The 12907-nt window shown below is 36.8% G+C and carries 9 protein-coding genes and 1 other RNA gene; 9 read left to right on the forward strand and 1 reads right to left on the reverse strand.

All coding sequences use genetic code 11. The features are described from left to right. Positions 1-131: 131 nt before the first annotated feature. On the reverse strand, positions 132-1331 hold the full coding sequence (locus tag ACRD7P_RS08035) for an NAD(P)-dependent oxidoreductase (protein ID WP_430907028.1): 1200 nt from the start codon (positions 1329-1331) through the stop codon (positions 132-134). A 384-nt stretch (positions 1332-1715) separates the two neighbouring features. Here ACRD7P_RS08035 and ssrA point away from each other — a divergent pair. From ssrA to ACRD7P_RS08080, 9 genes are all read left to right on the forward strand, one after another. Further along, positions 1716-2114: a transfer-messenger RNA gene (gene ssrA / locus ACRD7P_RS08040) on the forward strand. Between the two features lie 280 nt (positions 2115-2394). Then, positions 2395-2772 carry a tyrosine-type recombinase/integrase gene (locus ACRD7P_RS08045; RefSeq protein WP_430907029.1) on the forward strand — a complete coding sequence of 126 codons (378 nt, stop codon included), beginning with the start codon at positions 2395-2397 and terminating at the stop codon, positions 2770-2772. Positions 2773-2779: 7 nt separating this feature from the next. Further along, positions 2780-3064 carry a DUF2188 domain-containing protein gene (locus ACRD7P_RS08050; protein ID WP_430907030.1) on the forward strand — a complete coding sequence of 95 codons (285 nt, stop codon included), beginning with the start codon at positions 2780-2782 and terminating at the stop codon, positions 3062-3064. A 277-nt stretch (positions 3065-3341) separates the two neighbouring features. Continuing rightward, on the forward strand, positions 3342-4850 hold the full coding sequence (locus ACRD7P_RS08055) for an N-6 DNA methylase (RefSeq protein ID WP_430907031.1): 1509 nt from the start codon (positions 3342-3344) through the stop codon (positions 4848-4850). After that, positions 4847-6079, forward strand: a complete 1233-nt coding sequence (locus ACRD7P_RS08060; RefSeq protein ID WP_430907032.1) for a restriction endonuclease subunit S — start codon at positions 4847-4849, stop codon at positions 6077-6079. The genes ACRD7P_RS08055 and ACRD7P_RS08060 overlap by 4 nt, the downstream gene beginning before the upstream one ends. A gap of 5 nt (positions 6080-6084) precedes the next feature. Further along, on the forward strand, positions 6085-7095 hold the full coding sequence (locus ACRD7P_RS08065; protein ID WP_430907033.1) for a PIN domain-containing protein: 1011 nt from the start codon (positions 6085-6087) through the stop codon (positions 7093-7095). A 3-nt stretch (positions 7096-7098) separates the two neighbouring features. Further along, positions 7099-8889, forward strand: a complete 1791-nt coding sequence (locus ACRD7P_RS08070; RefSeq protein WP_430907034.1) for a DUF262 domain-containing protein — start codon at positions 7099-7101, stop codon at positions 8887-8889. Beyond that, the gene (locus ACRD7P_RS08075) at positions 8890-12036 is read left to right on the forward strand and encodes a type I restriction endonuclease subunit R (protein WP_430907035.1); all 3147 of its coding nucleotides are present in this window, start codon (positions 8890-8892) and stop codon (positions 12034-12036) included. Positions 12037-12056: 20 nt separating this feature from the next. Further along, positions 12057-12791 carry a hypothetical protein gene (locus ACRD7P_RS08080; RefSeq protein ID WP_430907036.1) on the forward strand — a complete coding sequence of 245 codons (735 nt, stop codon included), beginning with the start codon at positions 12057-12059 and terminating at the stop codon, positions 12789-12791. Positions 12792-12907: the final 116 nt, after the last annotated feature.

Genomic DNA, 12907 nt, shown 5'->3' on the forward strand with positions numbered 1-12907 from the left:
ATTTCATTCATGGCAATGACATTATGCAGTGGAAGAAGGAAGTGAAAAAAGGGGGCAGAACGGACGTTTTAACGACAGTAAAACAGCTTCCGTTTGAAGCAAAATAGGACCATATGCCGCTTGCCCTGGTTTTAGGAACCTACATAGTCTTTCAAATAGGCGTAGCGTTCGGTCAACTTTCCGTTTTGGGTCATTCGCGCGCGTTCCAAAATACCGTCTTTATCACCATTGTAAAAAGCGGGGATCACCTGTTTTACAAAGGCCTCGCCAAAACCCACGCTGGCATCCCTTGGGAGTTCGCAGGGTAGGTTGTCCACCGCCATAACCGCTACGGTACCTTCTCTTTTGAAATCTGCTTCCGTTTCGGTTTGGGGGTCATACCCATATATAGGGTCGGCAATGGTAGAAGGGCGGATGGTGGTGGCTACCGGGCCATCGATATCGCAACTGACGTCTGCGACCACGCCGATTTTAAAATCGTCCTTTTTGGCATCTTCCCGGGTAAACAGGTAGGGGGCGCCCTGCCCATAAAAGTGACCTGCAATATAGAAATCGCTTACCCGTGCAAAACGATAGAAATTAGAACGATATTCTTGGGGATTGGCAAAAAAATCGGCTTTGTTTCCGCGTACGCCATCCTTTCGTTTGTTGTATTCGGAGGCATCTATTTGGCAGTATACGGGTTCGTCGAATTCATGTTCCAGGTAGTCGCCAACGTTCACCCTTTTAAGGTACATGGCATCGAGTATTTCGCGGGCGCCATTACCAACGCGTCCGCGTCCCGTAAGGATAATTTTTATGTTTGGGAGGGTCAACTTGCTCAATTCGGCGATCAAGGCGTTCTGGTCGGGAAGGGTTTCCGCCTTGGGCAACGCGAACGTACCATGCTTTAGGCCATACGCCCGAAAACCGTTATAGGCGCCGACAATACCGGCGTAGCGCCCAAAGGCCACCAACCGTATGCCGTTGGTATTGGTAATGACCTCGTGGTCGTATAATTCGATGTTTTTATCCAATATGGCCCGTAACAGGTCGCGATTGTACGGCTGTTTTTTAATGGTATGTGAAAAGAAAAAGTATTTTTTATTGGGAAGCAATGCCGCTATGGGAACTTCTTTAACGCCCAGCAGTACATCACATTTTTCCATTTCGGATGCTACGGTAAATCCTTTGCTACGGTATTCGGAGTCGCTAAACGTGCGAATGGGGGAAGGTTCCACGATAATGGTGGCTTCGGAATGGGTATCGGTTACCGCTGCACAGGCTTCGGGGGATAGGACGACCCGACGGTCCGGCGGATTTTTACGTTCGCGAATGATTCCAAACTTCATAGACTTGTGGTTTTGTAACTTCCTTGCCGCTAAGGGTTTCAAATGTAACGGATGGCAGGGGCTTGGCAAAACTTTTTTTGGAATACTTTTTGGGGTATCTTTACCGCTTCGTTCATACGAAACATCGGCCAGGGCCCGTGTTTTGAACGGTCTTTGGTTTGGCTGTTGTTAGGGCAACGGTGGCCGCGTTAGGGATAGCAGCGGTTACCCCGCAGCCTTTGGAGTTGCGCGGAGCGAAAACGGAGAAGGGGAGGAGTAGGAGCGGATAGCCCGCCCCGAGCGGTGACGCGAGGGAAACGCCCCGATCATTAATGTTCATTGAAAAAAATAAGCGGTATCGATGCAATTCGTTCTTGCCTTTGCAGGAATTGCGATACCGGTTAAGGGGCCGACTGGTTTTGACAGCGAGACCAATGGCAATGTAAGCATGTCGAGCGCTGGGATACAGCTCGTTAATCTCATATTTCACACTTTTAATTGGCGATAATAACTACGCTCTTGCCGCTTAATCTGAATTATAGTAAGATTTAGCCTCGTCCTTACTAGGTAGGGAAGCGAGATGTTCCTGAATAGCCTCTGTCGACGGCGATTCAATCCGGAGCACCATAAATGTCGATATAAGGCCGTTAGCGCTTCGATAGCGGCACCAAAACCTTAAGGAGCTAAGCGTTCGTTAGGCCGTTTCCGGTCAGGCGTGCGTCGAAAATCAAGCGGAAACTATGCATGTAGAAAGCACTGGCATTGCTTGTTTGGACGAGGGTTCGAATCCCTCCGGCTCCACTTCAAAAACCACCTTCGGGTGGTTTTTTGCATTCCGCCTGCGGGATTCGAAGGCCAGCGCGGCAGTCCCGCTCCTTCGCTAAAAAGGTCCACCGGACTTTTTCTTGACGCTCGGCCGTCTCCGGCTCCACTTCAAAAACCACCTTCGGGTGGTTTTTTGCGTTCCGCCTACGGGATTCGAAGGCCAGCGCGGCAGTCCCGCTCCTTCGCCAAAAAGGTCCACCGGACTTTTACTTGACGCTCGGCCGTCTCCGGCTCCACCTACGCCCTCCGCCGTTTCCGTATGCAAGAAACGGCGGAGGGACTTTTTCAATTTTGTCGTGCACTTCACTTTTGGTACGGTCGGGCTTGGGTGGACCGAAATGGGAAAAGGGAGCTATGGAGCAATCAAAAGTCCAACGCCTACCACAAAGAAATTGCCGACCGCAGCGATATCGAAAAGAATTTCACTACCCATTTGGCGCGGCATACTTTTGCTACTACGGTTACGCTAACCAATGGCGTACCGATTGAAACGGTTGGGAAAATGCTAGGACATAAGAATTTGCGGACGACGCAGCATTATGCCAAGATTATTGATTCGAAGGTGGAGGAGGATATGAAGGTTTTGCGGGAGAAGTTGGCTGGGATGGACAATAAAGAACAGCGTAAAGAGGTTTAGTATAAATATGTCAAAAAGCAAATCTTGGCCACACACCCTAATCGAGCTGATTGAACTGTTTTTCAACAGCTTTCAAAGCCGTAAACGGCGTCGAACTTGGCACCAACATGTAGTACCTTATGAAGAAGGTTGGGCAGTACGTCGCGAAGGCAACCAACGTATCACTAGCAAACATCGCAAACAGAGTACGGCCTTGCGCAAGGCCAAAAGACTAGCTAAAAAATACAAGGCCGATGTAATTATTCATCGGGCTAGCGGCGGTATTCGCGACCGGATTAGCTATGGGGAGTAAACTTCAAAATGTTCTACAAACCAGCAGCCATAAGTCCAATTGTTACTTTGAGCAATAGGATACGGTATACTCTTTACAAAAGGTGCAATTTGTAAAGAGTTTATAAATTCCCTATTCAAAATCGTGAACTTATTGGTTTACTTCTATAAATAGGAAAGGACAAAACAATGATTTTTCCCACAATTGCGGAAAGTCGTTTTTTTCTTGGCTATGGATTGGCTATTTTGGTGCTACCATTAACTATGTTCTCTTCACTAATACATAATCACTTAACTAAATGGCAAAAACAGATAATAGCAGTTTTGAACAAAAACTCTTTAAGGCAGCCGATAAACTTCGTAAAAACATAGATGCTGCCGAATACAAGCATGTAGTATTGGGCTTGATTTTCTTAAAATACATCTCGGAATCATTTACTGAATTATACGATAAACTAGAAGCTGACGAATGGTCTGACCCAGAAGATAGAGACGAGTACATTGCCGAAAACACTTTCTTTGTTCCGAAACTAGCACGTTGGAGCCACATACAAGCACAAGCAAAATTGCCTTCTATTGGACAAACCATAGATGAAGCTATGGAAACAGTAGAAAAGGAAAATAAAGAGCTAAAAAACGTTTTACCACAAGTTTATGGTAAAGCCAATTTAGACAAAACATCTTTGGGTGAACTGATTGACTTGATTTCCAATACAGAACTACAAGCGGAAAACGAAAACTCTAAAGACCTTTTTGGTAGAGTTTATGAATATTTTTTAGGTGAATTTGCCAATGCTGAAGGGAAAAAAGGTGGACAATTCTATACACCAAAAGCTATTGTAAAGCTTATGGTAGAAATGATAGAACCGTACAAAGGTCGAGTCTATGACCCAGCAAGTGGTTCTGGAGGAATGTTTGTAATGAGTGAAAAGTTTGTAACCGAACACAGCGGAAACATAAAAGACATTACGGTATACGGACAAGAAAGCAACCAAACCACTTGGAAACTCTCAAAAATGAACCTTGCCATACGCAACATAAACAGCAAGTTTGTGTCTTGGAATACCGAAGGTACATTTCTTAAAAATGCACACCCAGATTTAAAAGCAGACTTTATTCTTGCAAACCCTCCTTTTAATCAAAAAGATTGGGGAATAGATATTCTTGCAGAAGATGGTCGTTGGAAATACGGAACGCCACCAAATGGAAATGCCAATTACGGTTGGATGCAACATATGCTCTACCATTTAGCACCAAGAGGTGTAATGGCTACCGTTTTATCAAACGGTTCTTTGAGTACTAATACGTCTGGAGAAGGTGATATACGTAAAAATTTAGTAGATGCCGATTTGGTAGAGTCTATAGTTGCTTTACCAAAACAATTGTTTTACAATACAGGTATCCCTGCCTGTATTTGGTTTTTACGTATAGAAAAAAGCAATCATGGCAAAGAAGTTTTGTTTATTGATGCTTCAGAACTAGGCTTTATGAAAAGCCGTGTACATAGGGATTTTACCGAGGAAGACATTGCGAAAATCAGAGACACTTATCATAATTGGAGAAAAGGAGAAAACTACCAAGACGTAAAAGGTTTTTGTAAATCTGCTACTCTTGAAGCAATCCAAAAACACGGTTATGCACTTACACCTGGACGTTATGTGGGTATACCTGACGAAGATGATGACGGTATCCCATTCGAAGAAAAAATGGCTGGCCTTTCGGCCAAATTAAAACAGCAAATGGATAAGGAGCAACAACTAAATCAAGAAATTGCGATAGAGCTAGCAAAAATCGGGTTCAAAATATGAGTAATTGGAGTACAATAGAAATAAAAGAAGGATTAAAAGAAATAATCGATTATAGAGGATTTACTCCTCCAAAGTCAGACTCAGGAATTCCTCTCATAAGTGCAGCTAATGTCAAAAATGGAAAATTAGATTTTGCAAAGAGTAGTTATATCAGTAATGAAAACTACAAAAAGTATGGCACTAGAGGTTTTATTAGTCCAGGCGACTTAATTATTACAACTGAAGCTCCAGCTGGAGAGGTTGCCATCTTGCCAGATGACCAATTATACCAATTATCGAGAAGAGTAATGGCATTGAGAACAGATGAAGAAAAACTTCACAATAAGTTTTTATACTACACCCTTTTAAATTCAAGAGTAAAGGCAGAATTGCTATTGGCAAATAGAGGAACAACAGTTCCTAGAGTACTAAAAACAGATATAACGGAATTCAAAATATCCATTCCTAAAATAGAGGAACAAAAAGCGATTGCCTTAGTCCTTAGTTTAATGGATGATAAAATAGACTTGCTCAAATTACAAAACAAAACTTTAGAACAAACCGCTCAAACTATTTTTAAAGAATGGTTTGGAAAATATCAAATAGGTGACGAACTACCTAATGAATGGCAGATTTTTGGAATGAATGAATTACTAGAAACTATCAATGGGTATTCTTATAAAGGAAAAGAATTAGTAGCAGAAAGTGATGAGGCTTTAGTTACATTGAAAAGTTTTGACAGAAATGGTGGCTTTCAAACAAGAGGTTTTAAACCTTTTAATGGAACACCAAAAGAAACCCAAGAAGTACAAATAGGCGATTTAGTCGTAGCACACACGGACTTAACTCAAGATGCAGAAGTTTTAGGTAATCCAGCGTTTGTATTTGATAATGGAGGATTTGACAAAATGTTCATCACTATGGATTTAGTAAAAGTAAATTCTACTCATAAGGATGTATCTTCTTCATTTCTTTATTATTTAATGAAAGATAGACGATTTAAAGGTCATTGTATTGGTTATTCTAATGGAACAACCGTATTACACTTATCAAAAAAGGCAATCCCAGAATATCAATTACCCTTGCCTATAGACTTTAAAAAAGTTAAAGAGTTTTCAGCTATAGCTAATTCAACAACAAATAAAATATCCTTAAACAAGGATATTATCAAAAATTTAGCAGAAACTAGAAATACTTTGTTGCCGAAATTAATGAGTGGAAAATTACGTGTAAATGAATTTAAAGATTAGTTGCAATGAAAGAAAAAGTAATCTTTGATACCAATATAATCCGTAATGCAGAGGCTAAAACTTTTTTAGGTGGACGTAATGAATTGGAACGTTTTGCAGATGTTGCAGATATTGTTATTCCAGACATAGTAATCCAAGAAATAAAAAGACAGAAACGTAAAAATCTACAAAGTAACAAACAAAAGTTTTTAGACAATCCATTTCATAATCTGTTAGAAATAGACGAATCAAACACAAACGCATTCAACGTAGATGATTATATTGAAAAGTTAGTTAATGATGAAGATTTCACATATGAAATTATCGATATAAAAGATAACAACATACTTCCTCAAATAAAAGATTTAGCGGTAAATAAAAAACCACCTTTTGAAGGAAAGGATAATACAGATAAAGGCTTTAAAGATGCGTTATTATATTTTTCTGTTTTAGAATATCTACAGGAAATACCGAATAAGAATGTTTTTGTTTGTGTAAAAGATGGTAGGTTAAAGGAAGCTTTGGACGTACATCATAATATCACTGTTGTTGAATCTTATGAGGAGTTTCAGCAAAAAAGCGTCTCTCAATTTTTTGATGATTACTTTATTGAAAAAGTTAATGAGTTTTTAAGTTTTAAAATTACAAAAGATAATATAATAAGGTTTTGGATGAATATTAATGACAACCAAGTGGTTCTCATTAATAAAGATGATGACATTTACCTTGTTGAGGTAGATGCTGAGGAAATAATAGGTGCTGCAATATTGGACGAGTACTTACCGATTATTGATAGGCTTGTAGAATCTCCAAATTTTGGGATAACACATGATTGCATAGCATATTTAAATGATTACATCACGTTTTTTGAGGAAGACCAAATCAATAGAATTTTAGATGCTTCGCATGAAAATGACCAAATAAGATGGATAATTACTGATGATGCCGTAAAACAATTTGTTGGTTTCTTATATGGGAATACAGAAGTTATAATTAACAAAGAAACATTGCAGTTTCTTAAAACTAATTTTGATTAAAATATGAGTATAGAAGTATCGGGTAAACAAATAGCAAGCGACAAAATAATTATTAAGGATGTGTTCGCAGAAGATATGTGGTTTAATATACCTGATTACCAAAGACCTTATGTCTGGGCAGAAGACCAAATTAGCACCTTATTAGATGATATTTCCTATGCTGCCCTTAATACCCCAGAAAGTCAATATTTTTTAGGTTCATTGGTATTACATAGCCAAAATAAAAATTTTAATGGTACAGTGTACCAAGAAAACGCAGTTTTAGATGGACAACAACGTCTAACAACATTATATATTTTACAAGCTGTAATTAGAGATAAAACAACTAAAGATACACGAAAGAAAACCTGTGCTAAAGCCATATTTCAAGAAGGTAATCCAGACGACGGCATTCCTGAGCGTTTACGTATTGAATTTGCTATTCGTTCAGAAGTGGAGTCTTTTATTACAATTTATCTTAAGGAAGATGGAGGAACACAAAAAAGTGATGCATTACAGGAATTAATCAATACGTCTAAAAATGTTTCTATTCGTAATATGGCCAAAGCCATTTTAATTATAAATAAATGGTTTAGCAATGCAGATAATTTGGATATGGACACTTTTTTTCCATATCTAAGGCAATACGTTATTTTAGTATATGTGGCTAGCAATGAGTTAGAGGATGCTTTTAGACTATTTACAGTCCTAAATGACAGAGGTATAAAATTGAGAAATAGTGATATCTTAAAAGCACAAAACTTAAAAGAAGTTAGTACAGAAAAAAAACAGAATGACTACGCTATCTATTGGGAAGAGCTAGAAGGAGAGTTAGGGGAAGATTTTGACCAATTTTTATCTTACATACGTACTATTTTGGTAAAAGAAAAGGCACGTCACAACTTGTTAAAAGAGTTTGAAGATAATATTTACAATCCTAAAAAGTTTAATCAAAGTACCAAAAAATACGAAAAAACAACGCCGATTTTAACTAAGGGAGATGATACTTTTGATATTATAGAAGAATTTAAAACACATTTTGATGTAGTATTTAGTGGCAACAACTATCACCTAGATAATAGTTGGGCTTTTGATAATTTAATAAGTATTATGCAAGACACTACATTGTCAGATATTTGGATTCCTCCTCTATTGGCTTATCGCAAACATTTCGGTGATAATAAAATCTTAGAATTTTTAAGGTTATTGGATAATAAATTCTCGGGAGATTGGATGGCAAAAGAAACACCAACAACCAGAATTGAAGCAATGAATACTATTATCAAGAGAATTGAAAATGCTTCGAAACTCAAAGGAGTTTCTCTAGATGAAAAGACAAACGCATTGTTTGAAGATTCTGTTTTTACATTTAATAAAGCTACATTTTTATGGCAAATTGAAACTAATACTGTCTATGGAAGACGATTTGCTAGATATATTTTAAGAAAAATAGATTACCTCCTTCAAGGACCGTTACATCAAGAAAAAAGAACGGACTATAATCAAATGTCTGTTGAGCACATTTTACCTCAAACACCAAAAGACAATAGTCAATGGATAAACGATTTTAGCACAGAAGAAAGAGAAGAATGGACACACAAACTTGGTAATTTGGTTCTAATTAGCAGACGCAAAAACTCTGGGCAAGGTCGATTGGAGTTTCAACAAAAAAAAGAAAAGTATTTCAAATCAAGTATAGAATCCTTTCCTAATTCTATAAAAATTATGCAACAACCCCAATGGACGATTAATGAGTTAAAAAAGAATCATAGTCAGTTAATAACTGAAATAAAGACTTACTATAATTTAAACTAAATGCTTAACGAAAACGCCATAGAACAATCTTTAATTGACCAATTGGTTAATCAAGGCTATTTGTATTTTAATGGAACTGATATTTCACCCGTTGGTGATAATCCAAAGCGTGAAAATTTTAGCTCAGTATTATTAAAAAATCATTTTAAAGATTCGCTAAAAAAATTAAATCCTACACTTCCAGAATCAGCACGTTTAGAAGCCTACCAAAAAGTTATCAATCTTGGCACAGAAGAGATAATGGAAAACAACGAGCGTTTCCATACATTTCTTACTAATGGTGTAACCGTAGAATATACTAAAGAAGGCAGAACTAAAGGAATAAATGTAAGCCTACTAGATGTTGAAAATCCTGATAATAACAACTTCTGGGTAGTCAATCAATTGGTCGTTAAAGAAAATAACAATGAAAAACGGTTTGATGTGGTTATTTATGTAAACGGTCTACCTTTAGTGTTTATAGAACTCAAAAGTGCAACGAGTGAAAAAGCAACATTACGTAGAGCATACAACCAAATACAGAACTATAAAAAAGCAGTACCGAGTATTTTTTATTACAATGCCATTTGTGTGATTTCAGATGGTTTAGATGCAGCCACTTCAAGTCTTTCAGCTCCATTTTCACGTTACTTATCTTGGCAAATTCCAAAAGAAGAACGAAATAAGAGTGATAAGAGAACTGAACTTCAAATTTTGACTGAGCTGATGCTCAACAAAAAAACATTGGTTGAGCTCATTCAATATTGTACGGTTTTTGAAAAAGAAGAGAGGAAAGACGAAAGAACTGGTTTGATTTCTCAAAGGAAAATTAAAAAGGTTAGTGCTTATCATCAATATTACGCGGTTCAAAAAGCAGTTGCACAAACTCTACGCGCAACCAATTCAGCAGAAGGCGATAGAAAAGTTGGGGTAGTTTGGCATACTCAAGGTTCTGGAAAATCCTTATCGATGGTTTTTTATTGTGGTCAAATTGTTACACATCCGCAAATGGAAAACCCAACTATTGTAATGCTTACAGACCGTAATGATTTAGACGACCAACTATTTGGAACTTTTGGTAATTGTGTTCACTTATTAAGACAAACACCTGTACAAGCCGATAGTAGAGAAAATATTAAAGAATTGTTGAAAGTATCCGGTGGCGGTGTCATATTTACTACAATTCAAAAATTTGCGCCAGTAGAAGGCAATGTTTACGAAACTTTATCAGACAGAACTAATATTGTTGTAGTTGCAGATGAAGCTCATAGAAGTCAATACGGTTTTGAAGGTCGAGAAGTTGAGATAAAAGACAATGAAGGAAACATAATTGGTTCTGAAATTAGATACGGTAATGCCAAGTATTTGCGTGATGCCTTGCCAAATGCTTCTTACATTGGTTTTACAGGAACACCAATTGAAAAAGAAGACAAATCCACACCAGCAGTTTTTGGAGATTATATTGATGTTTACGATATAAAACAAGCTGTAGATGATGGTGCAACCGTTCCTATTAGTTATGAATCTCGTTTGATAAAAATTAAACTAGACGAACAAAAAGCGAAAGAACTTGATGATGAAATCAATAGTATTGAAGGTGCAACTGAAGAACAAATAGAAAAAGCCAAAAAGAAAACAGCAACTATTGATTCGGTAGTTGGTGACCCAGACCGTTTAAAAGATGTTGCTAAAGATATTGTTTCTCATTTTGAAGCACGACAAAACGTATTTGAAGGAAAAGCAATGATTGTTGGAATGACACGAAATATCTGTGTTAGATTGTACAATGAAATTATTGCTTTAAAACCAGAATGGCACAATGCCGATTTAGACAAAGGAACTATCAAAGTCATAATGACGAGTTCTACAGACGACCCAGAGATTTTTCAACCACATCATACCACTAAAAATCAAAGAAAGGATTTAGCAACAAGAATTAAAGACACTAATGATGAACTAAAGTTGGTCATTGTGCGTGATATGTGGTTAACTGGTTTTGATGCACCAAGTATGCATACGTTGTATGTAGATAAAAAAATGCAAGGAGCAAATTTAATGCAAGCCATTGCAAGAGTAAATAGAGTTTATAAAGACAAACCAGGTGGTTTAGTCGTTGACTATATAGGAATAGGTCAAGACTTGCGTAAAGCAATGGCAACTTATTTACAAAGTGGTGGCGAAGGCTCACCTGTTGTAGATATAAAGGAAGCGATTGCGGGAATGAAAGAGAAGTTCGAAATCGTAGAACAAATGTTCAATGGTTTTGATTTTAAGCAATATTTCAAAGTCGATACTGCACAAAAGCTACAAGTATTATTAGGTGCTCAAAACTTTATTTTAGCAGACCAAAAACTAAAAGACCGCTTTTTAAAAGAAGTTACTTTGTTATCGAAATTATTTGCAATGTCAATTCCAAGTCCAGAAGCAGAAGTTTTGAAAGACGGAGTTGCATTTTTTCAAGCTGTAAAAGCACGATTAAATAAGTTTACAGGAAGTGGAATCAAATCGGATTATGAAGTAGAAACAGCTATTAAACAAATTGTAGATGATGCTTTGTCAAGTGATGGTGTGATTGACGTTTTTGAAGCAGCAGGAGTTGAAACACCTTCGGTTAGTATTCTTTCAGATGAGTTTTTATTGGAAGTTAAAAATATGCAACAAAAGAATGTTGCTTTTGAACTTTTGAAAAAACTGTTAAGTGACGAGGTTCGCATAAGAAAAACAAAGAATCTAGCACAAGGAAAAAAGTTTTCTGAAATGCTAGAATCTGTTGTAAAACGTTATCATAACAATCAAATAGACTCAGCACAAGTATTGGCAGAACTATCTGAAATAGCAAAAGAAATGCGTTTGGAAGATAACAAGGCAGAAGATTTAGGACTCACACCAGAGGAATATGCTTTTTATAGCGTTTTAAGAGAAAACCAATCAACAAGTTTTTTGAATGAACAGAAAATGAAAGAACTCATTCATACCATTGTTGATGTCATTAGAAAAAATGCTACTGTTGATTGGAGCAAACGAGATGATGTAAGAGCAAAATTACGATTGACAGTAAAGAAAATATTAATGAGATACGGTTATCCACCAGATTTAGCGAAGCTGGAAGCAGACCGAGTATTAAGACAGGGAGAAGCATTAGCGGAAATGTTTTCGTCTAGCGACTAATTTTTTTGTTGAGAAATCTTATGAGTTCAATAAATGATACCAAAAGAATTCTATGGCATGAAATGGGCCATTTTTGTGTTGATATTCAAAAATCAATTCATCATAAAGATTATTATGTAAATGAGCTTTCTATTAAATACAAGACTCGTAATGACGATAATATAGAATGGTATGGGTTAGTCCAAATGCTTCCAACTATTAAGTGGGTTGAGATACCGAAGGATAGTTCTTTTATGGCATATTCACTTATAAGTCTAACAAGTGCTTGCATTTTCGAAACTATATATTTCAATAATATTTTGAATGAGAGCAAAAAACTAGATGATTGCTTTGGTTTGAAAAATCAATGTCTTGGTAAAGGTGATTGGAATTCTTATCATAATATCCTATCCGAAATGAGAAAATTACATGAATACATCCGAGGCAAAAAGGATGTAAATCAATTTATGGAGATAGATTATGTTGAAATTATTAAAGAAAAGATAGATAAAATGGTTGAATTTCAACAAGCCTTAGTTGAAATAATCAATCCTTTGGCAGAGAAAATCGAAAAAGACTTTTTATCAAAAGACAGCCCTTCGCCATACTGCTATAAAATTTCTGGTGAAGCTTTAAATAGTCTTAGAGAAGAAGTTTTTAAAGTTTCGAATGAATATGGATTTAGTACCGTAGTTTCAGAACTCCGTATAATTCTTATTGATAATTACAATTCATTTATCAAGAAGTATGCTCAAATTGAACCAGATAAAATTTAATGCAAAAAGCTTCAATAAGAGCATCAACAAGACTTGTATATATCTTATAATCTTTACATTACACCCATTAAACATAGATTTGAGTTACCGTTTGAACACCATAAAATCTATTTCGA

The sequence above is a fragment of the Maribacter sp. 2-571 genome (assembly GCF_050589625.1).
In the GTDB taxonomy this organism is placed as follows: domain Bacteria; phylum Bacteroidota; class Bacteroidia; order Flavobacteriales; family Flavobacteriaceae; genus Pelagihabitans.